Annotated in this window: 21 protein-coding genes and 1 other RNA gene; 8 read left to right on the top strand and 14 right to left on the bottom strand. The window is 71.3% G+C overall.

Annotated features, from left to right (window positions below; translation table 11 throughout):
* Positions 1-14 precede the first annotated feature (14 nt).
* A complete protein-coding gene (locus ACPCUX_RS03785; RefSeq protein WP_423388191.1) occupies positions 15-3,170 on the bottom strand; it encodes a bifunctional [glutamine synthetase] adenylyltransferase/[glutamine synthetase]-adenylyl-L-tyrosine phosphorylase in 3,156 nt (1,051 codons plus the stop codon).
* Entirely contained in the window at positions 3,167-4,504 is a 1,338-nt protein-coding gene (gene glnA, locus ACPCUX_RS03780; RefSeq protein ID WP_021483141.1) for a type I glutamate--ammonia ligase, read from the bottom strand. The genes ACPCUX_RS03785 and glnA overlap by 4 nt, the downstream gene beginning before the upstream one ends.
* Positions 4,505-4,620: 116 nt before the next feature.
* Here glnA and ACPCUX_RS03775 point away from each other — a divergent pair, with 116 nt between their 5' ends.
* Together ACPCUX_RS03775 and panB are read left to right on the top strand one after the other, a co-directional pair.
* Positions 4,621-6,324: an NAD+ synthase gene (locus tag ACPCUX_RS03775; protein WP_423388190.1), complete on the top strand. Its 1,704-nt coding sequence runs from the start codon at positions 4,621-4,623 to the stop codon at positions 6,322-6,324.
* Between the two features lie 55 nt (positions 6,325-6,379).
* Positions 6,380-7,228, top strand: a complete 849-nt coding sequence (gene panB / locus ACPCUX_RS03770) for a 3-methyl-2-oxobutanoate hydroxymethyltransferase (protein WP_034653916.1) — start codon at positions 6,380-6,382, stop codon at positions 7,226-7,228.
* A gap of 21 nt (positions 7,229-7,249) precedes the next feature.
* Here panB and ACPCUX_RS03765 read toward each other — a convergent pair whose 3' ends face one another.
* Positions 7,250-8,167 (bottom strand): N-acetylmuramoyl-L-alanine amidase, encoded by a 918-nt coding sequence (locus tag ACPCUX_RS03765; protein WP_170982170.1) that lies wholly within the window; start codon positions 8,165-8,167, stop codon positions 7,250-7,252.
* On the bottom strand, positions 8,164-8,385 hold the full coding sequence (locus ACPCUX_RS03760) for a hypothetical protein (RefSeq protein WP_043653514.1): 222 nt from the start codon (positions 8,383-8,385) through the stop codon (positions 8,164-8,166). The genes ACPCUX_RS03765 and ACPCUX_RS03760 overlap by 4 nt, the downstream gene beginning before the upstream one ends.
* Before the next feature lie 69 nt (positions 8,386-8,454).
* Here ACPCUX_RS03760 and map point away from each other — a divergent pair, with 69 nt between their 5' ends.
* Positions 8,455-9,360 (top strand): type I methionyl aminopeptidase, encoded by a 906-nt coding sequence (map, locus tag ACPCUX_RS03755; RefSeq protein WP_114552959.1) that lies wholly within the window; start codon positions 8,455-8,457, stop codon positions 9,358-9,360.
* Positions 9,357-10,154, top strand: a complete 798-nt coding sequence (ppgK, locus tag ACPCUX_RS03750) for a polyphosphate--glucose phosphotransferase (RefSeq protein ID WP_021482429.1) — start codon at positions 9,357-9,359, stop codon at positions 10,152-10,154. Before map ends, ppgK begins: the two co-directional genes overlap by 4 nt.
* Before the next feature lie 54 nt (positions 10,155-10,208).
* Here the strand turns inward: ppgK and ACPCUX_RS03745 are convergent, their stop codons facing one another.
* The 4 genes from ACPCUX_RS03745 to ACPCUX_RS03730 form a co-directional block, all read right to left on the bottom strand.
* Positions 10,209-10,574 (bottom strand): STAS domain-containing protein, encoded by a 366-nt coding sequence (locus tag ACPCUX_RS03745; protein ID WP_021482430.1) that lies wholly within the window; start codon positions 10,572-10,574, stop codon positions 10,209-10,211.
* Between the two features lie 326 nt (positions 10,575-10,900).
* Positions 10,901-13,510: a phosphoenolpyruvate carboxylase gene (locus tag ACPCUX_RS03740; RefSeq protein WP_249355972.1), complete on the bottom strand. Its 2,610-nt coding sequence runs from the start codon at positions 13,508-13,510 to the stop codon at positions 10,901-10,903.
* 260 nt (positions 13,511-13,770) lie between these two features.
* Entirely contained in the window at positions 13,771-14,589 is an 819-nt protein-coding gene (gene thiD / locus ACPCUX_RS03735; protein WP_021483778.1) for a bifunctional hydroxymethylpyrimidine kinase/phosphomethylpyrimidine kinase, read from the bottom strand.
* Positions 14,590-14,718: 129 nt separating this feature from the next.
* Positions 14,719-14,865: a hypothetical protein gene (locus ACPCUX_RS03730; protein WP_423388189.1), complete on the bottom strand. Its 147-nt coding sequence runs from the start codon at positions 14,863-14,865 to the stop codon at positions 14,719-14,721.
* Between the two features lie 873 nt (positions 14,866-15,738).
* Here ACPCUX_RS03730 and ACPCUX_RS03725 point away from each other — a divergent pair.
* Both ACPCUX_RS03725 and ACPCUX_RS03720 read left to right on the top strand, forming a co-directional pair.
* Positions 15,739-16,443 (top strand): hypothetical protein, encoded by a 705-nt coding sequence (locus ACPCUX_RS03725; protein WP_423388188.1) that lies wholly within the window; start codon positions 15,739-15,741, stop codon positions 16,441-16,443.
* Positions 16,440-16,763, top strand: a complete 324-nt coding sequence (locus ACPCUX_RS03720; protein WP_061268594.1) for a hypothetical protein — start codon at positions 16,440-16,442, stop codon at positions 16,761-16,763. Before ACPCUX_RS03725 ends, ACPCUX_RS03720 begins: the two co-directional genes overlap by 4 nt.
* A 438-nt stretch (positions 16,764-17,201) precedes the next feature.
* Here the strand turns inward: ACPCUX_RS03720 and ACPCUX_RS03715 are convergent, their stop codons facing one another.
* The 5 genes from ACPCUX_RS03715 to ACPCUX_RS03695 form a co-directional block, all read right to left on the bottom strand.
* On the bottom strand, positions 17,202-17,447 hold the full coding sequence (locus ACPCUX_RS03715) for a hypothetical protein (protein ID WP_134724198.1): 246 nt from the start codon (positions 17,445-17,447) through the stop codon (positions 17,202-17,204).
* Between the two features lie 356 nt (positions 17,448-17,803).
* Complete coding sequence (locus tag ACPCUX_RS03710) at positions 17,804-18,811, bottom strand: DUF2971 domain-containing protein (RefSeq protein ID WP_423388187.1); 1,008 nt, start codon at positions 18,809-18,811, stop codon at positions 17,804-17,806.
* A gap of 442 nt (positions 18,812-19,253) precedes the next feature.
* Complete coding sequence (locus ACPCUX_RS03705) at positions 19,254-20,633, bottom strand: hypothetical protein (RefSeq protein ID WP_128957483.1); 1,380 nt, start codon at positions 20,631-20,633, stop codon at positions 19,254-19,256.
* 6 nt (positions 20,634-20,639) lie between these two features.
* Positions 20,640-21,242, bottom strand: a complete 603-nt coding sequence (locus ACPCUX_RS03700) for a hypothetical protein (protein WP_128957482.1) — start codon at positions 21,240-21,242, stop codon at positions 20,640-20,642.
* A 1,552-nt stretch (positions 21,243-22,794) separates the two neighbouring features.
* Positions 22,795-23,181, bottom strand: a complete 387-nt coding sequence (locus ACPCUX_RS03695) for a hypothetical protein (RefSeq protein WP_423388186.1) — start codon at positions 23,179-23,181, stop codon at positions 22,795-22,797.
* A 25-nt stretch (positions 23,182-23,206) separates the two neighbouring features.
* Here ACPCUX_RS03695 and ACPCUX_RS03690 point away from each other — a divergent pair, with 25 nt between their 5' ends.
* Positions 23,207-23,605, top strand: coding sequence for a tyrosine-type recombinase/integrase (locus tag ACPCUX_RS03690; RefSeq protein ID WP_061268600.1), 399 nt, complete (start codon positions 23,207-23,209; stop codon positions 23,603-23,605).
* A 466-nt stretch (positions 23,606-24,071) separates the two neighbouring features.
* Here the strand turns inward: ACPCUX_RS03690 and rnpB are convergent.
* Positions 24,072-24,485, bottom strand: an RNA gene (gene rnpB / locus ACPCUX_RS03685) — RNase P RNA component class A.
* Between the two features lie 119 nt (positions 24,486-24,604).
* Between rnpB and ACPCUX_RS03680 the strand changes: the two genes are divergently transcribed.
* Entirely contained in the window at positions 24,605-26,683 is a 2,079-nt protein-coding gene (locus ACPCUX_RS03680; protein ID WP_423388185.1) for a HelD family protein, read from the top strand.
* The last annotated feature ends 63 nt before the right edge of the window (positions 26,684-26,746 follow it).

Genomic DNA, 26,746 nt, shown 5'->3' with positions numbered 1-26,746 from the left:
CGCGCGGCCCGCGGTCAGTCCTCGCCGTAGAAGACGCGCTCCATGACGGTGCGGGCCCGGCGGGCCGTGCGGAGGTAGTGCTCCTCCAGCTCGGCGCCCGTGTCCACGCCCGGCAGGTCGAGCACGCGCGCGAGGCCGTTGAGCGCGAAGCGGTCGTGCGGCAGCACGTCCACCGTCGTGCCGGTCGTGCGCCCGGACCACAGCACGAGCGCGCTGCGCAGCCGCGACGCGAGGTGCCACGCCTCGCCGAGGGTCGCGGCGTCGTCGGGGTCGACGAGCCCGACGTCGACCGCGGCGTCGAGCGCGTCCACCGTGGACGTGGTCCGCAGCGCGGGGACCTCGTGGGCGTGCTGGAGCTGGAGGAGCTGGACGGTCCACTCGACGTCGGACACTCCCCCGCGCCCGAGCTTGAGGTGCCGCGACGCCTCGACCCCGCGCGGGAGCCGTTCCGCCTCGACCCGGGCCTTGATGCGCCGCACCTCGCGCACGTGGGCGAGGTCGAGGCCCCCGGCCGGGTAGCGCCGCGCGTCGACGACCCGCATGAACGCCTCGCCGAGCCCGGCGACGTCGCCCGCGACGGGCCGCGCGCGCAGGAGCGCCTGCGCCTCCCACACGCTCGACCAGCGCTCGTAGTACTCGGCGTACGACGCGAGCGAGCGCACGAGCGGGCCGTTGCGCCCCTCGGGCCGCAGGTCGGCGTCCACGGGCAGCGCGGGCTCCGGCCCGACGGCGGACAGCAGCTGCCGCAGCCGCGTCGCCGCGGCGAGCGCGTACGCCTGGGCGGCGTCGCCGGCCGCACCGGGCGCCGGGTCGTGCACGAACATGACGTCGGCGTCCGAGCCGTAGCCCATCTCCCGGCCGCCCAGGCGCCCCATCGCGACGACGAGCAGGCGCGCCGGCGCGGACGACGGGTCCGGCGCGTCGTACCCGAGCTCGTCGCGCGCCACGAACTCCGCGACCCGGAGGGCGCCCGCGAGCACGACGTCCGCCGCGTCGGAGATGCTGCGCGCGGCGTCGACCGGGTCGACGACCCCGAGCAGCTCGGCGGCGCCCGTGCGGGCCAGCTCGCGCCGCCGCACGGCGCGCAGGCTTACCGTGGCCGGCTCCACCTCGTCGGCGCGCGTGAGGATCGCGTCGGTCTCCGCCGCGAGGCGCTCGATGCCGCGCGGGACGAGGTCCGCGTCGCCCGCGAGCCAGCGCACGGACTCGGGCGACCGGCCGAGCGCGTCGGCCATGTAGCGCGAGTTCGCCAGGAGGTGCGCGAGCCGCTGGGCCGCGGACCCGGAGTCGCGCAGGAGCTGGAGGTACCAGTGCGTCGTGCCGAGCGTCTCGGAGAGCGTGCGGAACGCGAGCAGCCCGGCGTCCGGGTCCGCGCCCTCGGCGAACCAGCCGAGCATCACGGGCAGGAGCTGGCGCTGGATGGCGGCGCGACGGCTCACGCCCTCGATGAGCGCGGTGACGTGCCGCATGGCGCCCGCCGGGTCGCGGTAGCCGATGGCGGCGAAGCGGGCCTTCGCGGCCTCCGGCGCCAGGCTCACCTCGTCCGGCGAGAGCTGCGCGACGACCGGCAGGAGCGGCCGGTAGAAGATCTCCTCGTGCAGGCCGCGCACCTCGCGCCGCGTCGCGCGCCATCGCTCGGTGAGACCCGCCGCGCCCTCGGTCCGCATGCCGAGCGACCGGGCGAGACGGCGCAGCTCGTCGTCGGCCGTCGGGAGCAGGTGCGTGCGCCGGAGCCGGAAGAGCTGGATGCGGTGCTCGAGCGAGCGCAGGAACCGGTAGCAGACGCCGAGCCGGGCCGCGTGCTCGCGCCCCACGTACCCGGCGGCGGCGAGCTCGGCGAGCGCGGTGAGGGTGCTGCGGCTGCGGATCGAGTCGTCGGACCGCCCGTGCACGAGCTGGAGCAGCTGCACGGTGAACTCGACGTCGCGCAGCCCGCCCTTGCCGAGCTTGAGCTGGCGGTCGGCCTCCGCCGCGGGCACGTGCGCCTCGACGCGGCGGCGCATCGCCTGCGAGTCCTCGACGAAGTTCTCGCGGCCCGCGGCCGACCACACGAACGGGGCGATCGCCTCCTCGTACGCGCGTCCGAGCTCGCGGTCGCCCGCGACGGTGCGCGCCTTGAGCAGCGCCTGGAACTCCCACGTCTTGGCCCAGCGCTCGTAGTACGCGACGTGGCTCGCGAGCGTGCGCACGAGCGGGCCCTGCTTGCCCTCGGGGCGCAGCGCGGCGTCGACCTGCCACAGGGCGGGCTCGCCGGACGTGCCGGAGCACACGCGCGCGAGGCTCGTCGCGAGGCGCGCGCCCACCGTCGTGGCGTGCTCCTCGTCGAAGCCGTCGGCGGGCTCGACGACGTAGATCACGTCGACGTCGGAGACGTAGTTGAGCTCGCGCGCCCCGCACTTGCCCATGCCGATGACCGCGAGTCGCACCCCCGCGCCGTGGTCGTCGAGCTCCGCGCGCGCGACGGCGAGCGCGCCCTCGAGCGCGGCGGCGGCGAGGTCGGCCAGGGCCGCACCGACCGCGGGCATGCGCGTCAGGGGGTCGGTGACGGTGAGGTCGGTCGCCGCGATGCGCAGGATCCGCTCGCGGTAGGCGCGGCGCAGCGCGTCGACCCGCTCGGGCCCCGGCTCGGCCGCGACCGGGACGGCGGCGTCCGGGTCGGCGCCCACGGCGCGCAGCAGCTCGGCCCGCACGTCGCCCGCGGCCACCCCGGTGCCCGGCGCCGGGTCCGCGACGACCTCGAGCAGCGCGGGGCGCCGCACGACGTCGTCGCCGAGCGCGACCGACGCCCCGAGCACCGCGAGGAGCCTGTCGCGCGCCGGGCCGGGCCGCAGGGTGCCGCGCGCGAGGTCCGCGAGCGCACCGCGCGCCTCGACGTCGGGGCGCAGCGCGCCCGCGAGCCGCACGACCTGCAGGAGCGCGAGGTCCGGGTCGGCGGCCTGGCCGAACGCGGCGAGCAGCTCGTCGTCGACGACGCCCGCCGGGTCGGCGGCGCCGGCCTCGGGACCGTCGACGGACCGAGCACCCGGGTCGAGCAGCAGCGCCAGGTCCGGGTCCGCGAGCAGGCCGGCCGAACGCGTGATGTCGGCGAAGCCGAACCGCGCGAGCCGACCCGTGAGCGTGGGCCGGCGGGACCCGCCGGACCGACCGGACGTCGTCGTGGACCCGCTCACAGGACCTGGAGGAACCGCTTCAGCTCGAACGGCGTGACCTGCGCGCGGTACGCGTCCCACTCCTGGCGCTTGTTGCGCAGCACGAAGTCGAACACGTGCTCGCCCAGGGTCTCGGCGACGAGCTCGGAGCCCTCCATGATGCGGATCGCCTCGTCGAGCGACTGCGGGAGCGGCTTGATGCCGAGCGCACGACGCTCCGCGTCGGTGAGCTCCCAGACGTCGTCCTCGGTCTCCTCGGGGAGCTCGTAGCCCTCCTCGATGCCCTTGAGCCCGGCGGCCAGCATGACGGCGAACGCCAGGTACGGGTTGGTGGCCGAGTCCAGCGCGCGGTACTCCACGCGGCTCGAGTTGCCCTTGCCCGGCTTGTACATGGGGACGCGCACGAGCGCGGAGCGGTTGTTGTGGCCCCAGCACACGTAGCTGGGGGCCTCGGCCCCGCCCCACAGGCGCTTGTACGAGTTCACGTACTGGTTCGTGATCGCGGTGATCTCCGCCGCGTGGACGAGCAGGCCCGCGATGAACTGGCGCGCCGTCTTGGACAGCTCGAACTGGGCGCCGGGCTCGTGGAACGCGTTGCGGTCGCCCTCGAAGAGCGACAGGTGCGTGTGCATGCCCGAGCCGGGGTGGTCGGCCATCGGCTTGGGCATGAACGACGCGAACACGCCCTGCTCGAGCGCGACCTCCTTGACGACCGTGCGGAACGTCATGAGGTTGTCGGCCGTCGTCAGCGCGTCGGCGTAGCGCAGGTCGATCTCGTTCTGCCCCGGCCCCGCCTCGTGGTGGGAGAACTCGACCGAGATGCCCATGGACTCGAGCATCGTGATCGCGGCGCGCCGGAAGTCGTGCGTGCTCCCGCGCGCGAGGTGGTCGAAGTACCCGCCCTGGTCGACGGGGACGAGCGGCGACCCGGCGTCGGCCGGCTGGTTGAACAGGTAGAACTCGACCTCGGGGTGCGTGTAGAACGTGAACCCCTTGTCGCTCGCCCGGGCGAGCGCACGCTTGAGGACGTTGCGGCTGTCCGCGAGGGACGGCTCGCCGTCGGGCGTGAGGATGTCGCAGAACATGCGGGCGGTGCCGTGCCGCTCGCCGCGCCACGGCAGCACCTGGAACGTGGTCGGGTCCGGCTTGGCGATCATGTCGGCCTCGTACACGCGCGTGAGGCCCTCGATCGAGCTGCCGTCGAACCCGATCCCCTCGGCGAACGCCGACTCGAGCTCCGCCGGCGCGATCGCCACCGACTTGAGCATGCCGAGCACGTCGGTGAACCAGAGCCGGATGAAGCGGATGTCGCGCTCCTCGACCGTGCGGAGCACGAACTCCTGCTGCCTGTCCATGCGGTACATCCTGCCTGATCCGTGTGACGAACGGGTGACACGGTCGTGTCCTGGACGTCGTGCCGCGCGGCGGCCCCCCGGACGAGCCGTCCGCCCTGCTCGTCTAGGGTGGACGCATGGCTGATCTGCGCGTCGCGCTGGCACAGGTCGACACGTGCGTGGGGGACCTCGACGGCAACGCCGCCCTGGTCCTCGAGCGCACCCGGGAGGCCGCGGCCGCGGGCGCGCAGCTCGTCGCCTTCCCGGAGATGACCCTCACCGGCTACCCGATCGAGGACCTCGCGCTGCGGGCGTCGTTCCGGCGCGCGGCGTGGGACGCCGCCGCGGACATCGCGGCGCGGCTCGACGCCGAGGGATTGGGCGCGGTCACCGTCGTGCTCGGCACCGTGGGCACCTCGGGCGCGCCGCGCGGTGCGGGCGCCGCGGAGCGCGAGGCCTCGGGCTCCCCCGCCGACCTGCCGACCAACCGCGCCGTCGTGCTGCGCGACGGCGCCGTGCAGGCTGCGTACGACAAGCACCACCTGCCCAACTACGGCGTGTTCGACGAGTTCCGCATCTTCGCGCCCGGCGAGACGACGACGGTCGTCGAGGTCGAGGGGCGCCGCGTCGGCATCGCGATCTGCGAGGACATCTGGCAGGACGGCGGCCCCGTCGCGGAGATGGCGACGCTCGACGAGGCGGGCGACGGGCTCGACCTGCTGCTCGTGCTCAACGGCTCGCCGTACGAGGAGGGCAAGGGGCACGTCCGCACGGACCTCGCCGCGCGCCGCGCGCGCGAGGTGAGCGCCCCGGTCGCGTACGTGAACCTCGTGGGCGGCCAGGACGACCTCGTGTTCGACGGCGGCTCGTTCGTCACCGACGCCGCGGGCACGGTGGTCGCCTCGTCGCCGCAGTTCGTGGAGGACCTGCTCGTCTGGGAGCTCCCCGCCGACGGCGCCCCGCGCGGGCCGCGCGCCCGCGACCTGCACCCGGACGAGGAGGTGTACCGGGCGTGCGTGACGGGCCTCGCGGGCTACGTGCGCAAGAACGGCTTCCGCTCGGTCGTCCTCGGCGCCTCGGGCGGCATCGACTCGGCGCTCACCGCCGCCGTCGCCGCGGACGCGATCGGGGGCGAGAACGTCGTCGGCGTCTCGATGCCGTCGCGGTACTCGTCGGACCACAGCAAGGACGACGCGGCCGACCTCGCGAAGCGGCTCGGCGCGGACTACCGCGTCCAGCCCATCGCGCCCATGGTCGAGGCGTTCCAGGGCGAGCTCGAGCTCGAGGGCGTCGCGGAGGAGAACCTCCAGGCGCGCGTGCGCGGCGTGATCCTCATGGCGATCTCCAACCGCGAGGGCCACCTCGTCATCGCGCCGGGCAACAAGTCCGAGCTCGCGACCGGGTACGCCACGATCTACGACGCGGGCAGCATCGGCGGGTTCGCCCCGCTCAAGGACGTCGACAAGTCGCGCGTGTGGCAGCTCGCGCGCTGGCGCAACAACGCCGCGCTCGACCGCGGCGAGATCCCGCCCATCCCGGAGTCGTCGATCACCAAGCCGCCGTCGGCGGAGCTGCGCCCCGGCCAGACCGACCAGGACTCGCTGCCGCCCTACGACCTGCTCGACGAGGTCCTCGACGCCTACATCGAGCACGCCGAGGGACGCGCCGAGCTCCTCGCCCGCGGGTTCGACCCCGAGGTCGTCGACAAGGTCGTCACGCTCGTCGACCGCGCCGAGTGGAAGCGCCGCCAGTACCCGCCGGGCCCGAAGGTCACGGCGCTCGCGTTCGGCCGCGACCGCCGTCTGCCGATCACGAACCGCTGGCGCGAGCCGCTCGCCTGACGACGCCGGCACCCCGCGCGCCGTCCGCCCCCTCCCGCACCCAGGAAAGGCCGTCATGTCTGCTCACACCGCCCCCGAGCCCGCCGCGACCGGCGGCACGGGACCGCGCCGCGTCCGCGTGCACCACCTCGCCGAGGCCAAGACGCGCGGCGAGAAGATCACCATGCTCACCGCCTACGACGCGGTGACCGCGCGCATCTTCGACGACGCGGGGATCGACATGCTGCTCGTCGGCGACTCGATCGGCAACACGATGCACGGGCACGCGTCGACCCTGCCCGTCACGGTCGACGACCTCATCCCCCCGGCCCGCGCCGTCGCGCGCGCCGCGCGCCGCGCGTTCACCGTCGTGGACCTGCCGTTCGGCTCGTACGAGGCGGGCCCCGAGCAGGCGCTCGCCACCGGCGTCCGGTTCCTCAAGGAGACGGGCGTGAGCGCGGTCAAGCTCGAGGGCGGCCGCCGCGTCGCGGCGCAGATCCAGGCGCTCACGGACGCGGGCATCCCCGTCGTCGGGCACCTCGGCTTCACGCCGCAGTCCGAGAACCTGCTCGGCGGCCCGCGCGTCCAGGGGCGGGGCGACGACGCCGCGGAGCGCCTCAGCGAGGACGCGCTCGCCGTGGCCGAGGCGGGCGCCGTCGCGGTCGTGCTCGAGATGGTGCCGGTCGAGGTGGCCGCGCGCGTCACCGAGATCCTGCGCATCCCCACCATCGGCATCGGCGCGGGCGCCGCGTGCGACGGCCAGGTGCTCGTCTGGACCGACATGGCCGGGATGACGGACTGGTCGCCCCGGTTCGCCAAGCGCTACGCCGAGATCGGCGCCGCGCTCGGCCAGGCGGCGGCCGACTACGCCGCCGACGTGCGCGGCGGGACCTTCCCCGACGACGCGCACAGCTTCGCCCGCTGAGCACCCGGTGCGGGCGCCGGGTCACCCTGCGCCCGCACCGCCGTCGGCGACCCACGCGGCGACGCCGCTCGCGACGGCGTCCGCGTAACGCTGGCGCCCCTCCTCCGACTCCATGACCGCGGCCTCGTCGGGGTTGCGCATCTCCCCCAGCTCGAGCATCACGGCCGGCCGCTCGGCGTGGTTGAGCGTCGCCAGGTCGGCGCGCCGCTGGACGGGGCCGTCGTCGGCCGCGACCGACGACGACGGCGCGAACCCGGCCGCCGTCAGCGCGGCCACGAGCTCGTGCGCGAGCGCGACGCTCGGCTCCCCCTGGGCCTCGTCCACGGGCGGGTCGGACACGATCGCGAAGAACCCGTGCGCGCGGCGGTCCTCCGTGCCGTTGGCGTGGAGCGAGACGAGCACGTCCGCGTCGTTCTCCTGCGGGAACCGGCCGCGCGCGTCGACGCACGGTCCCACGCCCGCGTCGTCGGGGCGCGTGAGCACGACGACGGCGCCCAGCTCGGTCAGGCGTCCCGCGAGCCGCCCCGCCACGTCCCACGTGAACGCGTGCTCCGGGTAGCCGGAGTCCGTGGACGTCCCCACGGTGTTGCAGGCCTTGGTGTCGCCCCGGCCGTCGGGGACGGGCGCGTTCACGACGAGCGGGTTCGCCCCGTTCCCGCCGTTGTGCCCCGGGTCGACGGCGACCGTCACGCCCGCGAGCGGGGGCGCCGGCCCGGTCTCCGTGGCGGTCGGGTCGGGCGACGCCGTCGACGGCGCGGGCTCCGGCGCGGCGGGCACGGCCCCGCCCGAGGGGGTGACCGTCGTCGGGTCGGCCCCCGACACGGCGCGGACCTGCAGCGCGACGAGGAACGTCAGCGCGCCCACCGCCAGCCCGGCGAGGAGCAGGCCGAGACGGCCCGACCACACCCGGCGCGGGCCGGGCGGTGGGGCGTGGGTCACTCCTCGCGCTCGCGGCGGTCTTCCTCGTCCCAGGCGTCGGTGCGCTCGCGCGCCGTCTCCAAGGCCTTCTCGGCGGCCTCGCGCGTCGGGTACGGGCCCATGCGGTGCGACCACGACGCGCTCGGGCCGCGGTGCACCTCGCCGGTGCGCGTGTCGTAGTAGTACCCGTCCGCGGCCGCGGGCTCGCCGTCGTCGCTGAAGCGTGATCCGGTGCTCATGCCTCGATCCTCCCCCATCCCGGCCCGGCCGGCCGCCCACGGCGCCCGCGCGTTCGTAGACTGGCGGCCATGAGCACCGCCCCCGTCCCGCCCGACGCCGCCGCTCCCCCACGCCCCGGGCGCCGTGGTCCCCTGACGCCGGGCGTCGTGGGGCCGCAGCGGCAGGTCCCGACGACGATCGAGCGCCCCGAGTACGTGGGTCGGCCGGGACCGCGACCCTTCGAGGGGAGCGAGGTCAACGACCCCGCGACCGTCGAGCGCATCCGGGTCGCCTCGCGCGTCGCGGCGCAGGCGCTCGTCGAGGTCGGGCGCCACGTCGCCCCCGGCGTCACGACGGACGAGCTCGACCGCGTGGGCCACGAGTTCCTCCTCGACCACGGCGCCTACCCGTCGACGCTCGGCTACCGCGGGTTCCCCAAGTCGCTGTGCACCTCGCTCAACGAGGTCGTGTGCCACGGCATCCCGGACTCCACCGAGCTCGTCGAGGGCGACATCGTCAACGTCGACATCACCGCCTACGTGGGCGGCGTGCACGGCGACACGAACGCCACCTTCACCGTCGGGGAGGTGGACCCGGAGTCGGCGCTGCTCGTCGAGCGCACGCGCGAGGCGCTCGCCCGCGGCATCAAGGCCGTCGCGCCCGGCCGCCAGATCAACGTCGTCGGTCGTGTCATCGAGCGCTACGCCGCCCGCTTCGGGTACGGGGTCGTGCGCGAGTACACGGGCCACGGCGTGGGGCGCGCGTTCCACTCGGGGCTCGTCGTGCCGCACTACGACGCGGCGCCCGACCACGCGACCGTGATCGAGCCCGGGATGGTCTTCACCATCGAGCCCATGCTCACCCTCGGCACGTCCGAGTGGCGGATGTGGGACGACGGGTGGACGGTAGTCACCGCGGACGCCTCGCGGACCGCGCAGTTCGAGCACACGCTGCTGGTGACCGACGACGGAGCGGAGATCCTCACACTGCCATGAACGCCCACCAGGACTCGCACGCCGCACCCCCCGCGGACCGCCCGCGCCCCCGCACCGCCTTCGGCATCGACGTCGGCGGCAGCGGCATCAAGGGCGCCCCGGTCGACCTCGCCACGGGCGAGTTCGCGCAGGAGCGGCACCGCATCCCCACCCCCCAGCCGTCGACGCCGCAGGCCGTCGCGGAGGTGATCGCCGAGCTCGTGGGCGCCTACGACCTCCCGCAGGACGTGCCGATCGGCGTCGCGTTCCCCGCTCCGCTCCAGCACGGCGTCGTGCGGTTCATCGCGAACCTCGACAAGTCGTGGACGGGCGTCGACCTCCCGGCGCTCGTCGCGCGCGAGACGGGACGGCACGTCGTCGCCGTCAACGACGCCGACGCCGCGGGCGTGGGCGAGGTGCGCTACGGCGCCGCGCGCGACGCGGACGGGGTCGTGCTCGTCGCGACGCTCGGCACCGGCATCGGCAGCGCGATCCTCGTCGAGGGCCACCTGCTCCCCAACACGGAGCTCGGGCACCTGGAGATCGACGGGTACGACGCCGAGACCCGGGCCTCCGACGCCGCGCGCGACCGCGAGGACCTCGACTGGGCGCAGTGGGCCGAGCGGCTCCAGCGCTACTTCGGGGTCGTCGAGGACCTGTTCTCGCCCGACCTCATCGTCGTGGGCGGCGGCGTGAGCAAGAAGCACGAGCACTTCCTGCCGCTGCTGCACCTGCGGGCGCCGATCGTGCCCGCCCAGCTGCGCAACGCGGCCGGGATCGTGGGTGCCGCGTCGCTCGCGGCCGACGCCGTCTGACGATCGTGACCATGGCGCGAGCCCGGTCCCGAGGGGCCGGGCTCGCCGGTGCCGTCAGGCCGGGCTGACCTCGTGGTGCTCGGTGCCGAAGATCTCGATGACGCCGAGCATCTCGAGGACGTCCGTGACGACCGTCGGCGGGTTGCGCAGCGTCACGGACAGCCCCTCCTCGGAGCCGATCGTGTAGAACTGCACGAGGAACGCGATGCCCGTCGAGTCCATGAACGTCACCTTGGACGTGTCGATGACCACGGGTACGTCGCGTTCAAGAGCGTTGGCGAGCGCGGCGCTCGCCTCGCTGCGCAGGGCGACGTCGATCTCGCCCCACATGTCCACGACGCTCGCGTCGCGTTCCTCGAGCAGCCGGATGCCGCCCGTCCCTGCCCCGGTGTCGCTGCGTTCGAGCTCCTGTACCAACACTGCCCCGCCCTTCGTCCCGCCTTGCCTCGCCCACCCCGACGAGTGCCGCGCCTCCTGCCCGACGCCCCGACCTGTCGGCCCCCTGCTCTCGTACGTCGTCGGGCGACAGCAGGACTCCGGCGTGGTCGGTCGTCGCCAGAGTACCCCACGGATAGCGTCGGCTGGTAGGCCTCTGGCGAAGACTTTACCCAGGCCCCCGTGGACGGCCGTTCACCGGGGCGATGGTTGAGGATTCATTCAACAACTGGACGGCTGTCCAGACGACGACGGCCGCCACGGACCCGGTCTCGGGTCGACGTGACGGCCGTCGTGGCGGGCGCCGGACCTCAGCCGGTGTTCTGCAGGCCGGCCGCGACCCCGTTGACGGTGAGCAGCAGCAGGTGCTGGAGCTCGTCCTTCACGGGGCCCTCCGCGCCGGAGCGCAGGCCGCGCAGCGCGCGGACCTGGAGCAGCGAGAGCGCGTCGACGTACGGGCTGCGGAGCTGGACCGCGCGGCCCAGCACGCGCCGGCCCGCGAGCGGCCACGCGTTCTCCGTCACCGCGAGGACCTGCTCGCGCGTGAGGCGCAGCTCGTCGAGGATCGCTTGCGCGAGGTCGTCGCGGTCCCCGAGCGCGAGGTACCGCTCGGCGATGCGCTCGTCCGTCTTGGCGAGCGACATCTCGACGTTGTCCAGCAGCGTCGCGAAGAGCGGCCACTCGCGGTGCGCCTCGCGCAGCAGCTCGAGGTCGCCGAACTCGCGCAGCGCCGTGCCGAGCCCGTACCAGCCCGCGAGGTTGATGCGCGCCTGCGACCAGGAGAACACCCACGGGATCGCGCGCAGGTCGTCGAGCGACGAGACCGACAGGCCGCGACGTGCCGGGCGGGAGCCGATCGGCAGGAGGCCGACCTCCTCGAGCGGGGTCACCTGCGAGAACCACTGCGGGAACCCGTCCGCGCGCACCAGCTCGTGGAACCGGCGGCGCGACGACTCGTCGAGCGCGGCCGCGAGGTCGCGGTAGCGCTCGGTCGCCTCGGCGTTGCGCTTCTCCGTCGACGGCGCCGACGCGAGCAGCGTCGCCGCGGCGACCTGCTCGATGTGGCGCGACGCGATCGTCGGGTCGCCGTAGCGCGCGAGGATGACCTCGCCCTGCTCGGTGAGCTTGAAGCGGCCGTCGACCGAGCCCGGGGGCTGGGCGAGCACGGCACGGTTCGCCGGGCCGCCGCCGCGGCCGAGGGCTCCGCCGCGGCCGTGGAACAGCGTGAGCGTGATGTCGTGGCGCTCGGCCCACTGCGCGATGCGGCTCTGCGCGTCGTGCAGGGCGAGGGTCGCGGACACCGGGCCGACGTCCTTCGACGAGTCCGAGTAGCCGAGCATGACCTCGACGCGGCGCCCGTTCTCGGCGAGCCGGCGCTGCACCTGCGGCAGCGTGAGCATGGACTCGAGGATGTCGACGCTCGCCCGGAGGTCGGCGAAGGTCTCGAACAGCGGGATCGCGTCGACCACGGGCGCCTCGTCGGAGCCCTCGAACGCGAGCTCCGCGAGCTCGTACACCGCGGCCAGGTGCTCCGGCTTCTGCGTGAACGACACGATGTAGCGGCGTGCGGCACGGATCCCGTAGCGCTGCTGGACCGCGCCGAGCGCGCGGAACGTGTCGAGCACCTCGCGCGTGCGGTCGGAGAGGTCGCCGTGCAGGCCCTTCTCCGCGATCTCGGCGAGCGCCCCCTCGTGGACCTGGGAGTGCTGACGCACCTCGAGCTCCGCGAGGTGGAACCCGAACGTCTCGACCTGCCACACGAGCTGCTGCAGGTCCCCGTACGCCGCACGGGGCGCGCCCGCCGCCACGAGCGACTCCTGGACGACGCGCAGGTCGGACTCGAGCTGCTCGGCGTTCGGGTAGGCGAGGTCGGCGTTGCGGGCCCGCGTCGCGGCGATGCGGTCCGCGACGACGAGCAGGACCGCACGGTGCGGCTCGCGCGGCGACGCCTCCGACGCGGCGACGGTGACCGCCTCCGAGAGCCGGCGCTGACGCTCCCACAGGGCGCGCAGGCCGTCCGACGGCGGCGTGCCGTCCTGGTCGAGCGTGAGCTTGCGCCCGACGGCGCGCGCCTGCTGCTCGAGCGCCGCGAGCGCGTGGTCGGCGGCGATCGCAGCGGCCTGGCGCGTGACGTCGGCCGTGACGTTCGGGTTGCCGTCGCGGTCGCCGCCGATCCACGTACCCAGGCTGACGAACGGCCGCACGAGCGGCTCCTCGCGCCCCGCCTCGTCGCCCAGCAGCCAGTCGTCCAGGCGGCGGTAGACGGTGGGGAACGTGTCGAACATCGTCGCGTCGAACACGCCGAGCGCCGTCTTCACCTCGTCGAGGACCGACGGCTTGTGCTCGCGGATGGGGGCGGTGCGCCACATCGTGTCGATCTCGGCGAGGAGACGACGCTCGTTCTCCGCGAGCGACGTGCCGCCGAGGCGCTGCGCGTCCCGCTCGTCGAGGAGCGTCGCGATGCGCCGCACCGCGCCGGAGACCGCACGACGGCGCGCCTCCGTGGGGTGCGCGGTGAGCACGGGGCGGAACTCGAGGCGACGCAGCCGGCGCAGCGCCTCCTCGCGCCCGACCTCGCCGACGAGCTGCTCGAACGCCTCGGGCAGCGAGTCGTCGGGCGTCGTGGCGCGGGTCGCGAACTCCGCCTCGCGCTCGCGCAGGACGCGCACGCGGTGGTACTCCTCCGCGAGGTTCGCGAGGTGGAAGTAGCACGTGAAGGCCCGGGCGACCTGCTCGGCGCGCGCCATGGACAGGCCCTCGACGAGCGCCTCGGCCTCGGCGAGCACCGCGTCCGACCGGTCGTCGTACGCGCGGATCGAGAGCTCGCGGAGCCGCTCGACGTCGTCGAGCAGGTCCTGGCCGCCCGTCTCGCGCAGCACGGTGCCCAGCAGGCCGCCGAGGAGGCGGACGTCGTCGCGCAGCGGGCCCGGGACGTCGTGGCGCGCGAGGCCGCGCCCGGCGTGCCCGGTGTCGTCGGGGAGGTCGGAGACGTCGGCGGAGACCCGGTCGGGGCCGTCGGCAGCACCCGGGGACGGGGACAGTTCCGAAGGGGAGAGGTCGTTCACGGTGACGAGAGTATTCCTTGACCGTCAGGGGACGTCGAGACGTCCGAGGGGTGATCGCTGGTCGAGCACGGGTCGGCCCGGGGTCGTGGAGCGCAGCCCGGGCGCACCGCAGGAGGTCAGCGGCGCGCGCCGACCCGCACCGCGTCGAACGGCGCGTTCGAGGCCACGCGGTCCTCGATGGAGGCGGTGACGACGTCCTTGGCGACGCGCGCGGCGTCGAGCACCGAGGCGCCCTTCGCGAGCTCCGCGGTGATCGCGGCGGCGAACGTGCAGCCGGCCCCGCTCACGCGCTCCTCGCCGATCTTCGGGGTGCGCAGCACGTGCACCTCGTCGCCGTCGACCAGGACGTCGACCGCGTCGGGGCCGGGCAGCTCGACGCCGCCCTTCGCGACGACGGCGCGCGGGCCGAGCGCCTGGACCTTGCGCGCCGCCTCGACGAGCTCCTCGACCGTCTCGATCGACTCGACGCCCGCGAGCGTGCGCGTCTCGAAGAGGTTGGGCGTGACGACGGTCGCGAGCGGGAGGACCTGCGCGCGCAGCGCCGTGTCGGTGTCGAGGGCGGCACCGGGCTCCTGGCCCTTGCAGATGAGGACCGGGTCGAGCACGACGTGCTCCCACGTGCGCGAGCGCAGCGACTCGGCGACGACGTCGATCGTCGCGGGCGTGCCGAGCATGCCGATCTTCACGACCGAGGGCTCGTGCGTGACCGTCGCCGCCTCGAACTGGTCGGCGATCACCTGCGGGTCCACGGGGACGAAGCGGTGGCCCCAGTCGTTCTTCGGGTCGAACGAGACGATGCACGTGAGCGTGCCGACGCCGTAGGCGCCGAGCTCCTGGAACGTCTTCAGGTCGGCCTGGATGCCGGCGCCGCCGGTGGCCTCGGAACCGGCGATGACGTAGGCGAGCGGAGGCGTGTGCGAGTCGTGGTGCGACATGGTGCTCCTCGGCACGAGTAGGACGGGGTCCGTCCTCCCGGTGGTGCCGGGAGGGGCGGGCGGACGAGCCGGCGGACCGGCGTCTCCGCGGCGGGTGCGGCACGACAGCCTAACGCCGCACCGCGGCGCTCACGCCGTCCCGCCGCCTCGCGGGCGCCGCGGCCCGAGCCCGCCCGGGCCGCGCGCGGCTCTCGCGTGCCCGCGCACGAGCAGCGTCCCGAGGCCGAGCAGGAGGGCGGCGAGCGCAGCCAGGCCGGCGGTCGTGGCGCCCGTCACGGCGAGGGCGTACGAGGGCCCCGCGGACGGCCCCGGGGCGGCCGGGTGCGAGCCCGGCACCGCGCCGGCGGGCGGCTCCCCCGGGCCCGACGGCGGGAGGCCGGGACCGGGGCCGGGGCGCGGCCGTCGCGCTCGGCGCGGACGGCACCACCAGGAGGGCCACCACCAGGCACCACAGCAGAGCCGTCGCGACGATCGACCGACGGCGGTCCGGCGCGGCTGTGCGTCGTCCCATCTCGTTCTCCGCTCGAGGGGAGTCGTGGGTCCACGCGCGACGTTGCGCACTGTCGCGACGCCCCGCACGGCGGGGCGCTCGGACCAGCAGCGCGTTCGTGGAGGATCGGTGCGGCGTCGAGCTCGTCGGTGACGTTTGGGACGCGCAAGACACCGACGTCGGGAACCACCGTCGAGCCGGGCACGGCGACCACCGAGCGGGTCGCGCATCTGCGCACCCACCCCCGCGCCGTCCCCTCGACAAGAGGAGGATGCGGGAACGTGCTGCACCCGCCGCCCTACGCCGGAGTTACCGCGTACAGCGACGCATCGCCTGGTTACTGCGTCTTCAAGGACAGCCCGTCGCCGCGTCACCCGCTATGTCGACTACAGCATCGAGCGGGTCTGGACGGACCTCGACTGACGTGACCAGGGCACCCGCGATGGGCGTCCTGGTCGCCTCGTCTTCCTGCCTCGGTCCGTGACCACCTGCGCCTTCGGCGCCCCTCCATCGCATGTCGTGGCGGCTTGCATACCGTGAACGCACCCTGTTGCGGAAGGTCATCGACATCACGAACGGCGCACCTTCCCGGCGGTCCCCGGGGGTGCCATGCTTCACGCCCACGCGCCCCATGGTGTGCGCGAAGAAGGGGGACAAGCATGAACGTACGTAAGCTGCTGCGAGTCGGCACCACCGGTGTCTTGGTAGCGGTGCTGGTTGGAACCGGGCTGGTGAGCGCCACAGCTGCACCGGTTGCCGCCTCGACGACCGAGGATGACGAGATCGCTGTCGGCGACGGCGAGTACATGCCGCTCGACTACACCGGCCTCGATCCGGTCGCGGAGGACTACACCCTCGCCGTTCCGGGCGGGGACGGGCTCACCGTTCAGAGGTTCGACCCGAAGGCCATTCCTCTCCTGCCGCCGAGGGGCGGCACTGAACCGACGCTCCCTTCGCCGCAGGCGACGTGGGCCGCGTGCGGAGTCTTCGACAAGAACACCAAGCTCGTCCGGACGTTCCAGCGTGTTGCGCGTGCTGGCTTCTCGTCTGGAAAGTCGTACCTGCGGTGCGGCTCGCCGAGTTGGGGTCTGCGCCACGTCGCGGATCGGCACCGCACCCAGTGGGAGATGTTGGCGATGATGGGCGGCAGCTCCAGCTGGCGCACGTTCACGGACTGGGCGATCAACGAGGCGCTGAGGTCCCCGGCCCACGTCTGGTACGAGAGCAAGAACGACACCTACGTCTACAAGACAAAGATCCAGATTCGCGACCGCAGCGATCGAGTGCGCGCGGTGAAGTATGCCTACGTCGTCGTGGCCAGGGTCTCCAAGAACATCATCACCACCTATCCTGCGAGTTCATGACCACCCGAACCGTCGAGCAGTTCGCCCTCCAGTCGGCCTCCGACGGCAACGACGTGCGCGTCACCACCGACGGAGCGCAGATCCACCGCTGGGACGACAGGCACTACGCCCCGCCGATCGTCCTGGACGTCGACGACGAGGACCTGAACCGCTTCCTCGACGCGGTCGCCGAGGACGTCGAAGTGCTCTGGCCCGGACGAGAGCCGCGTTGGGCGGGCTTCGCTCTCCTGATGACCCACATCGACGAACTGCTGCGAACGCGCGAGACACCGCCCGCCCGACTGGGTTTCGACGAAGCAGGGCAGCTCAGGGCGCCTTAGCCGTTCAGAGGCGGCTGACGACCTTCGACACGACGCGGGCCGGGAACGCGTGAAGGTGCCCGGCTCGCGCCGTCTCTGATGCGAGGCGGCCGAACCTCTGTCGCAGAGCCCGGCGTGGGCGGAGTGGAAGAGTCCGCGCCGGGCTCACCCCAGTCCGGGGACCGTCAGCGCCAGCGGGTAGGGCACAACCTCCCGACGCCGTTGAGTCGTGATCGCCGCCAGCGTCGATCGTCACGTCACCAGAGGACGTGCCGCTGTCTCAGGTCGGGCGGTGCGATGCGGACGAGTCGGTCTGTACGCCGGGTTGTATCGACGGAAATTTGGGCGGTCCGCGGTGGCCATCGTACGCGTTGGAGCGTTGGGATTCCGCCACTCTCCACGTTGGGCACCGTTGACCGACACGGGACGCTTGTGGTCCTCTTGCGGACTCCCTGCGGACTACTTCCGACGGCTGTTGCGGGACCTACCCGTGCGCCGCAACGGGTCAGCTGCCTGCACCGCGGTCCGCATCTTGAAGTCCTCCACGGACTCGTCGGAAAACTTGAGGAGTCGTTCAATGCGGTGGTGGTGAATGCCCCTCGCCTTGCGTCGCACCCAGTCCTCTGACATGCCGATGCGGCGTCCGAACTCTCCCGCATCGAAGAGGGCGACAGGTACGGCGGTCTCAGCCGGGTCGTTTTCCATACCGGCGATGGTGCCATCATCGCCCGGCACATCGGGAGTCCCTTGGGCGCTCGGCACGGGCTCGACCTAGCCTTCATGGCGCCATTTGGCATCTAAGCATGCAAATGGATACGTCGGGTTTGAGAAGACCAATTCGTGTCCTATCTTGGGCGCCATGATGCCGCCCGGGCAACGCCCAGCGCCCGCCCGCACCAGCGACGGAATCGACTATCGCGTTGAACAGAGAGTCGCCCACGCACTTTGCGTCCGGGGCTCAGCCAAGGAGGAGCTGCGGCAACCGCCAGCCCGATGCACCGCACGTTCAGCCGAACGATCGCCGCGTTCGAGACATGACGCCGGAAGCGAGAGTTCGCGGGCTAGCGGAGCGGCACTCGAGACGCCAACACCTCGGCCCCTACTCCGCCTCGCACCAATAACGACCTGACGGTCGCGGCATTGTGGTCGTGATCTAGAAGGGGACCCATTGTCACATCGATGACCGGCAACGGCTCGCCCGACGAGCCCTTGGCGATACCGCGACGCACCTCCCAGCGAGCTTCCATTTTCGTGCCTGGAACACTCCTCCCGATGCGCTGGTACATGACGACGCCATATCGGCTCGGGCGGAACATACTATGGCGAGAACCGTACGCCGTCACGATTGTGCGAACTTCATGTTCGCCAGAGAAGCCTGGCGATTTGATTAGGGTTGCTATGGCCGCGAGGTCGCCCGCGAATGACGAAAGCAGCATCTGCCTCGCGCCGTCTCGCTCAGCCATATAATCATCAACATTGCCGGACGATGACGCCAGGTCGTCAACTGTGCGCTCAAACTTCTCGAACTCCGTCGCAGCCTGTCTAAGAAAGAGCTCCAAGGCTTCTTCACGTCTCTCTTTGGCGTAAAGCACCTTTTGCCAGGGCGAAATTTCGACGACATCTTCGAATTGGCGCATTGCCCGTCTTATTTCCGAAACACCTTCCGGGACTTCCAGGGGCCCGTGTTCGGTGAGCACGCTTAGGGGGACGCTAGGGTCCAGTCCAACCGCATAGCCACGGCCCCCATCTGCGTACAGCCTCCATTGATTTGCATCGTCGGGACGCGTAGAGGCGCAGCACATAAATGCGGTAGTTAGTTCGTGGATGCCAACCTCCGCAGCTTCCTTGAGGTAGTCCAGAAAGGGTAGGCTAGATGACTGCCGGTTCAGCCAATCATTGATGTACTCCACGCCTTGGCGAACTTCTGCCAGGTCATTCATGCCATGGGATTCGGTGGCCCAGAGCTCGCCCCCCTGGATCAACCCCAAGAGGCCGCCGGCGTCGGTGTAGTGGTATATGACATCAGTGTCTGCCGCTACCAGGTCCGAAAGTTCACCATACAGAGCCATGGCACGAGCGTAGCGCCGGCGTTCAGGCTCGCTCGGAAGCCACGCGGGCTCGGCATGCACGACAACGTCGCCGACCGTCGGAGGGGTGCACGATGGTGTTCTCCTCTGTGTACTCGTGACCGCGGAGGCAGTGCGTCTTTGCGCGCTGGTGGTCCGCACCACCACGCCGATCCGTCAAGCCGTGCCGACCCCACCGGTCGTAATGCATCCGCCACATCTCCCGCGCAACATCCACCCGGTCGCAACTGTCGACCACGCAAGTGCTGCGGTCCGCGGCTCGCTTAGCCGACCTCGCAGCGAAGTGGGGTCGTGCGCGTTCCGCGAGGTCGTTGTCGACCAGCCAGGGCCCGGTCTCGCCGCCCCGGTCGACCTGCTCGCGCAACCAGCGCCGGACCATCGACGTGGAGACACGACCTCTGACGCCATTGCGAGAAGGAGAGCCTCATGGGAGAACATTTGGGCCAGTGTCGACGTGTCCGATCGCCTGCCGTATCTCGTCACTCGCCACACGGTCGATATTCGCTAGGAGCGGCAGTCCCGACTCCACCAAATCTTGTAGATAAAAGACCGCGCTGGTCCTGCCGGCAGCGGTACCAGACCCGAAGTCCGAGCGAATTTCGCGCGACCCCACCAGCGAAGTCGCCGACTGGACGATGGTCGCACCACCCAGCGCACTCTCGAGATTGTCCAGAACATCATCCTTTGAAATGTCCGAACCATCCTCAGCGGCATAGTCAAGCCTGCGAGAACCCACAGATAGCTTGATCTCCGAGAGCGTGATCCCGGCTCGTTTGGCTCGGTCCTTGAGCGTCGAGGCAGAAACGCTCGATCGCAATCCAGCAATCTGAAACTCGTCGATTCGATTAGGCGCGAAGATGGCAGCCGCGCCCGGAAGGCCCAGTCCAACCACGCCATCCCTGACGAACCACTCGTATGGTGCCGTCCCCTCAGGCTCGGGCACCACACGCGCCGCCTTCGCGCGCAGGCGTTTCGCCGCAGCCTTCATAAGGAACTGAAGATTCTTGCCGTTTGAGGCCTCGCTGAGGCCAAGCAGCTGACTCAAAGTTAGGTTCTTCGCAATGCGCGCCCAAAATTCTGGGTCATCAATATCTATTGTGCGAAGCAGCAAGTCAAGGCCAATGTCGCTGGGGCTGGCACTGAGGGAAGTGGCGCCCGGAAAGCTGACACCGTCAGCACCAGACCCAACCCACACTGCCTGGAGGAAACTGGTCACCTCTGCCGCGTGGGCCAGATCCAAGTACGCCTCGGCAGCGTTGACGGCAGACCGAGTCGTGTCAGATTCGCCGAGTTGGGCCCCGACAAACCCAAGGGCGAGATCGCTCGCAAAGTCATCGGCCTGATCCGGCCTAACGACTCCAGCGCCGCCCTGCAGCAGGGACCGTGAGCCCAGTTCGATAACAGGTTCATCGATCTGTCGCGCTGCCATTCGCGAGAACCCCTGCGGCTCTGCGATAAGCGTGCGGGCCTCACGCGCAGTTTCAGTCAGTACCTCGTCCCGAACACCCTCGTCGGCGTTCGGCCGAGACTCCGAAAGAGGCATGAGGATGGGCCGTTCGGATCGCACATATGTGAGGTCATCTAGCAAGTAGTCGGGGTTCGCACTGGTTCGCAGATAGACGTATCGGACGGTCTTCTCACGAGGCCATTCGAGAACAAGGTCGGGCGCGTACGTATTGTTAAAGAACTCGGTTGTCCGCACCACTGCGGATCGGTCCGCGCTGGCCAAATTGTCAGCAACACTTCTCTTGATCGTCTCTATTGAAACGTTCTTGATCGGTTCATGCGAGACTACAGTCGACATTTTGGTTCATCTCCCTGACGCGATGCGGCGAGCGACCACTTGCGCACGCTCGTCATCACTAATGACCAGCGTCTCCTGCTTATCCGATAGGACGATGACCCAGATCCGCCGAGAAACCTCTTCGGCTAGATCTCGGTCGATTTGAGACCGAGCGGTTTCAACGTCAACGCCCCCGAAGACCCTTTGGCGATTCACGTCGCTGAGGAGCGCATCCTCAATCTTGCCCGTGGAGAACAGCGATGTCCACGTGGTTATACGAAACGGCGCCCAAGTTATCCACATGAAATGGTCCGCCATACGACCGTCCGTATCAAGCGTCACGTAGCTCTGAGCGAGGAACTTGTCAAAGTGGGTGCCCTGGTCGCTGGCATCGTCGTACTTCTTAGACTCTGCCAAGAAGTGCTGCAAGTGATAGTCGCCACCGGCGAGCACTCCGCCGAGGTCGTAGGAATACTGATTTCCGCCATAGGGCCAGACAAATTCCAGCTTTCCTGAGGCAGTGTCATCATAGGCAGTCCAGCTGGCTTGGACGCGAGTGGTCGCATCAAGCCACTTCTTCGCTCTGCGGACGCCGTCCTCGCCCTTCTGGTGCGATTGCTCCCCTACCATGCCCGGGATGCTAGTGCACAACGGGCTGCGACGGCGCCGCCCTCGCGTGGCAATCTTGTCCGAGCCCCAAGTTCACCCGCCGGCGGCGGCCTCGACCCATCAGCGGATGCTCCGACCCGCCGTCCAGGCGAGCCGAGGGCATCGTGCTGTCACTCCGGGGGCTACGAGTGGGCGGATCCAGCTGTCCGGGGCAGACCCGGGGTCCCAGCCTGGTCCTCCAGGTTCGCGGTCGAGTTCCTTGATCGCCTGTCGCAGCACCCAGGCCTGCGCCGCGACAGGCGCGTCACCGTTGAGGCTCAGCGACAGGCCCTGAGAGTCGCGGCTCAGGACGCCGTCGATGGCAAACTTCGGGAACCTGTTGCGCCACTTGGAAACGAACATGTCGACCTTGATCCCGAGCCGGGTCGCTTCGCGGACGCCAGCGTTGACGTCCTCCGTCGTGCACTCCCCAGGCATGAGCACATCCTGACGCGGCGGCGTCCGAAGCGCTCATCGGTGCGCCAGGCCCGAGCGCGCAGCAGTCCTTGCGCATGAGCGGGACGCCGCACCAGGAGGGTTCGTTCTCCTCGCGCGCAATGCAGCACTCCCTGTACGTCTTCTCGCTCCCGTACGGGCGCGGGCCCTGCTGCCCAACCGGGTGCAGGGTGCCGCCCATGATGGCCGCGAACTCGTCCCCCGAGTCGTTAAACGTGTGGATGATCCGAGTCGTGACACTCCCACGCTTGAGCCGTTTGTGGTGCAGTTCGCCACCGACAAGCACCTTGAACTTCGACTGTGCGGCCAACGTCGAACGAGTCGCGCGGCTGTGCTCGGCGAGTGCAACCCAGCCCTCGTCCCGTCGTTGGGTGGTAGATCCCGACGGGAAGCGACTCCACACCAGCGAGGTTGGCACGGTGCGCCGCTTCCACCCGCTCGCGGGTCACCTCGTCCGGGTACCGGGTGCGGTCGTTCATCAGAGCCTTCCGGTACCGCCCGAACTCGTAATCCGATGGTCGCGTGCCGGCTGGGACCGATGCACAAACGGCCCAAATACCTCGGTTGGCTGGAAGTCGTCGAGAGACGGGAACGGGGTGCAGCGCGAGTGCCTCCCCGAGTGGATCCTCACGCTGGTCGTCGAGCGCCTCCGGAGAGTCCCTGATCGCCGCCTGGCCGCACTCATTGATGTCATCCATGGAGAGCAGCGACTCGGAGCGTGAGCGACGTTCGCAGCCCACAGCTCCCCGAACCCGACGTCTCCCTGGACGACCGCCCCATCGAGGTGGGGCATGGCGTACACCTTCGAGTGTCGGCCACGCGACCGGAGTGCCTTGCTGTAGGTCCACGTGCCCGAGACGATCTCCGCGTGGTCGGTGCCGATTGTGATCCCGAGGAAAGTCTGCTGCGAGCTCCAATGCTGGAAAGAGGCTGATCGGCGCCGCCGTCCTTTAGGTTCTCGGGCCTTGGGCCGGGCCGCCGAGCGCGCGGCCAGGCGTAGCGGAGTTCGGGACGTGATACCCCCTCCGGTCTCCCGGAATGCCGTGGTGATCTGGATCGTGCGGTTCTTGAGGGACACCTAGGCGGCGGCGAGGTTCGCCCCGGCGCTCATCGCCTGACCCGTGTCGGCAAAGATGTCCGTCCGTATCGTCTCTGGGATCAACCCGTACCGGTCCGCGAGATCACTTGCTGCCTGCTCGGGCATCCCGGCCGTTGTTGATGCGGTGATGGACGCCTGCCGACCGCGCGCCATCTTGTCCCGCAGCACGTCCTGCGACGCGCCAGGCTTCTGGTCCGCAACCACGACACCCCAAGCCGCGTCAGTAACGCCTCGAAGGGCGGCATCGTTCGCCCGGCCCTCAGCCGTGTTCAGATCCAGCGTCGCGCTGATCTGCCCTACCGACTCCGAGACGCCATCGATCGCCGCCTGAAACTGTGACTCCGCTTCGCGCGCTGACAGGACCACGCCAGCGACCTCACGCTAGGCGGAAATGAGATCCGAGAGCGCAACCGTCTGGTCCAAGGTCGCCGTGGAGGCACTGGCGGCGCATCTGGCAGCCTTCCCGGCCGGACGCGACGGGCTCGTGTTCACCTGGTCGACGGGCGCGGCGCTGCGCCGGTCAAGCTTGCACGACGTCTGGCGGTCCGCGGTTCGCGACGTCGGGCTTGAGAACGCGAGCTTCCACGAACTGCGCCGCCACTACGCGAGCCTGCTCATCCGACACAGTGAGTCCGTGAAGACGGTCCAGGCGCGCCTCAAGCACGCGTCCGCCGTCGAGACGCTCGACACCTACTCGCACCTGTGGCCGGACTCCGACGACCGCACCCGCGACGCAGTCGACAGCGTGCTCGGGACGATGGGCGGAAAGGTCAGTAGTCGTGGAGCTTGAGCGCTCTTCCGGGTACTACAAAGCACTCGGGCGCGTGAGCGTGAGCTACCCGAACCTTTAGTTTCAGGTCGCGATGCTTGTCTGCGCCGTGTCGATGGCGCATTACGATCCTCTCGCCCTGTGCTCCAGCCAGGGAGAAGCGCTCCGCACCCTCGAGCAGGTGTCGGAGGACCATCCGAAGGAACGAGGAAACGAACTTCGACGTCTTCACGCCGATGTGCGCACGGCACGGCTCGAGCGTCATCACGCCGCACACGTCGTGGTCATGATCCAGTACGGGACCGGAGACTTCATGCAGGTCGCTCCGAGGGAGCCCGAAAGGGAGATGGTCCTAGACGTGAAGGATCTTCGGCGTCTTGACCAGCACCTGTCAGCGCTCGCCGCGTGCGCTCTTCGGATTTCTGCGGACTGGTCGCGGGCCGGGCACGACGGCCAGAAGTGTATTTCCAGGTCAGCGGCTCATGTGCGGACGAGTCGGTCTGTACGCCGGGTTCTGTTCCCGCGCGAGGTCACCCTCGCGCGGGCGACGGTCATCCATCTAGGCCCTGCGTCGCCGCAGGGCTCGAGCGGTCTACCCGACTGTGCTTCTCCGTGGAGAATCGGGCGGGCAGCCCTCAGACACAGTCTGTCTGACCTTGCTCCAGGTGGGGTTTACCGAGCCGGACCGGTCACCCGGTCCGCTGGTGGTCTCTTACACCACCGTTTCACCCTTACCGCACCGGTCGGGGCCGGAGCCCTTCCCGACGCGGCGGTCTGTTCTCTGTGGCACTGTCCCGCGGGTCACCCCGGGTGGGCGTTACCCACCACCTTGCCCTTCGGAGCCCGGACGTTCCTCGGCAGGAGGCACGAGGCCTCCCGACGCGACCGTCCGACCGACTCGTCCGCGCCAGCAAGGCTACCGCTCCCGGGCGGCTCGGCGGACCAGCGACCGGTCCCGGCGGCGGGTCGTGCCCCGTAGGATGGCCCGCCCCCCTCGAAGCCCGCTCCCGGAGGTCTGTCGTGCCCGCCACCGCCGAACCGTCCGCCCCCGACGCCCCGAGCGCGGCACCCGCCCCCGACACGTCGGCCGAGCTCGCCCGGGAGCAGGAGTTCCTGGCCGACGCCCGCAGGCAGCTCGCCCGCATGCGCGAGCGGGCCGGGTCGCTCGACGCGCTCGCGGGAGACCGGGTCAGCGCCGAGTACCTCGAGGCGGCGCTCGCCCGTCGGCTCGCCCAGCTCGCCGACGACCCCGAGGTCCCGCTCTTCTTCGGGCGCATCGACCTCGACGGCACCGGCCACGAGCCCGCCGAGGTCTTCCACATCGGACGCCGTCACGTCTCCGACCCCGAAGGCGACCCGCTCGTCGTCGACTGGCGCGCCCCGGTGAGCACGCCCTTCTACCGCGCCACCCGCACCGAGCCGATGGGGGTCGCCGTCCGTCGCCGCTACGGCTTCCAGCGCGGCGCCCTCACCGGCTTCGAGGACGAGTCGCTCACCGCACCGGGTCCCGGCGCGGAGTCCTCCGCGATCCTCGAGGCCGAGATCGAGCGGCCCCGTACCGGGCCGATGCGCGACATCGTCGCCACCATCCAGCCCGAGCAGGACGTCATCGTGCGCAGCGGGATCGACCGGACCGTCGTCGTGCAGGGCGCGCCCGGCACCGGCAAGACCGCCGTCGGGCTGCACCGCGCCGCGTACCTGCTGTACTCCCACCGCGAGCGGGTGAGCCGCGCCGGGATGACCGTCGTCGGGCCCAACGCGAGCTTCCTGCGGTACATCCGCGACGTGCTGCCCGCCCTCGGCGAGGTCGACGCGACCCAGACCACCGTCGAGCAGATCGTCACGGCGCACGGCCGCCTGCGCGGCACGGAGCCCGCGGACGTCGCGCGGCTCAAGGGCGACGTGCGCATGGCCGAGGTCCTCCGCCGCGCGGTGTGGTCGCACCTCGTCGAGCCGTCCGAGGCGCTCGTGCTGCCCCGCGGTGCGCGCCGCTGGCGCGTCGCCGCGCACGAGGCCCGCGAGTGCGTGGCGCAGGTGGTCGGCCGGGAGCCGCGCTTCGACGCCGGTCGCGACCACCTGCGGCACGCGCTCGCGCACCGGATCCTCGTGCAGATCGAGGAGTCGGGCGAGGCGCTCGACGAGCGGGCGTGGGACGCGCTCGCGCGCACCCGCCCGGTCCGGGACTACACCGCCGCGGTGTGGCCGAAGGTCACGCCGACGGCGCTGCTGCACCGGCTCCTCGTCGACCCCGCGTTCCTCGCCGCGAGCGCCGACGGCGTCCTCACCCCGGCCGAGCAGGAGCTGCTGCGCCCGGCCCGACCGTCCCGGACACCGGGCACGGCCCGCTGGACGCTGGCCGACCTCGTCCTGCTCGACGAGGTCGCGGACCTGCTGGCCCGTGGCGCGTCGGTCGCGCACGTCGTGGTGGACGAGGCGCAGGACCTCTCGCCGATGATGCTGCGCGCTCTCGGGCGCCGGGCGCGTACCGGCTCGCTGACGGTGCTGGGCGACCTGGCCCAGGCGACGACGCCGTGGGGGGTCTCCTCGTGGACCGACGCGCTGACGCACCTCGGCAAGCCCGACGGCCACGTGGAGCAGCTCACCGCCGGCTTCCGCGTCCCCGGCGACGTCATCGAGTACGCGGCCCGCCTGCTCCCCTCGATCGCGCCGGACCTCGACCCGCCGGTCGCCGTCCGCCGGGCGCGGGGCGAGCTCGTCCTCACCACCGGGCCGCTCGTGGACCTGGTCCGCACGGCGCTCGCCCGGGAGGGGTCGGTCGGGCTGATCGTGCCCGACGCCGGCACGGACGCCGCGCGCGCGGCGCTCGCCGCGGCGGGCCTCGCCTTCGCGGTCGTCGGCGAGGCGTCGGACGACGACGGCGCGGTCGAGTTCGACGCGCGCCTCGACCTCGTGCCCGCGTCGCTCGCGAAGGGGCTGGAGTTCGACCACGTCGTGCTGGACGACCCGGAGGGCGTCGTCCGGGGCGAGCCCGACCGGGTCACGGGGCTGCGACGGCTGTACGTCTGCCTGACCCGCGCGGTGACGTCGCTCGCCGTCCGCCACCGGGACGACCTGCCCGCGGAGCTCCGCCGCCCGTGACGGGCGCCCCGGCGGTGGGGCGGACGCGCCGGGACCGTCGTGTCGGAACTCCTCGGTAGGGTG

Source organism: Cellulosimicrobium sp. AB352 (genome assembly GCF_049538415.1).
GTDB classification, from domain to species: Bacteria; Actinomycetota; Actinomycetes; order Actinomycetales; family Cellulomonadaceae; genus Cellulosimicrobium; species Cellulosimicrobium funkei.
The sequence above is the reverse complement of the archived record's forward strand: the minus strand, read 5'-3'. Positions and strand labels throughout refer to the sequence as shown.

Bases quoted from the DNA above. Each gene is read 5' to 3' on its own strand.
- glnA (WP_021483141.1), bottom strand. From the start codon at position 4,504: ATGGACAGGCAGCAGGAGTTCGTGCTCCGCACGGTCGAGGAGCGCGAC.
- ACPCUX_RS03775 (WP_423388190.1), top strand. From the start codon at position 4,621: ATGGCTGATCTGCGCGTCGCGCTGGCACAGGTCGACACGTGCGTGGGG.
- panB (WP_034653916.1), top strand. From the start codon at position 6,380: ATGTCTGCTCACACCGCCCCCGAGCCCGCCGCGACCGGCGGCACGGGA.
- ACPCUX_RS03760 (WP_043653514.1), bottom strand. From the start codon at position 8,385: ATGAGCACCGGATCACGCTTCAGCGACGACGGCGAGCCCGCGGCCGCG.
- map (WP_114552959.1), top strand. From the start codon at position 8,455: ATGAGCACCGCCCCCGTCCCGCCCGACGCCGCCGCTCCCCCACGCCCC.
- ppgK (WP_021482429.1), top strand. From the start codon at position 9,357: ATGAACGCCCACCAGGACTCGCACGCCGCACCCCCCGCGGACCGCCCG.
- thiD (WP_021483778.1), bottom strand. From the start codon at position 14,589: ATGTCGCACCACGACTCGCACACGCCTCCGCTCGCCTACGTCATCGCC.
- ACPCUX_RS03725 (WP_423388188.1), top strand. From the start codon at position 15,739: ATGAACGTACGTAAGCTGCTGCGAGTCGGCACCACCGGTGTCTTGGTA.
- ACPCUX_RS03720 (WP_061268594.1), top strand. From the start codon at position 16,440: ATGACCACCCGAACCGTCGAGCAGTTCGCCCTCCAGTCGGCCTCCGAC.
- ACPCUX_RS03715 (WP_134724198.1), bottom strand. From the start codon at position 17,447: ATGGAAAACGACCCGGCTGAGACCGCCGTACCTGTCGCCCTCTTCGAT.
- ACPCUX_RS03710 (WP_423388187.1), bottom strand. From the start codon at position 18,811: ATGGCTCTGTATGGTGAACTTTCGGACCTGGTAGCGGCAGACACTGAT.
- ACPCUX_RS03705 (WP_128957483.1), bottom strand. From the start codon at position 20,633: ATGTCGACTGTAGTCTCGCATGAACCGATCAAGAACGTTTCAATAGAG.
- ACPCUX_RS03700 (WP_128957482.1), bottom strand. From the start codon at position 21,242: ATGGTAGGGGAGCAATCGCACCAGAAGGGCGAGGACGGCGTCCGCAGA.
- ACPCUX_RS03690 (WP_061268600.1), top strand. From the start codon at position 23,207: ATGAGATCCGAGAGCGCAACCGTCTGGTCCAAGGTCGCCGTGGAGGCA.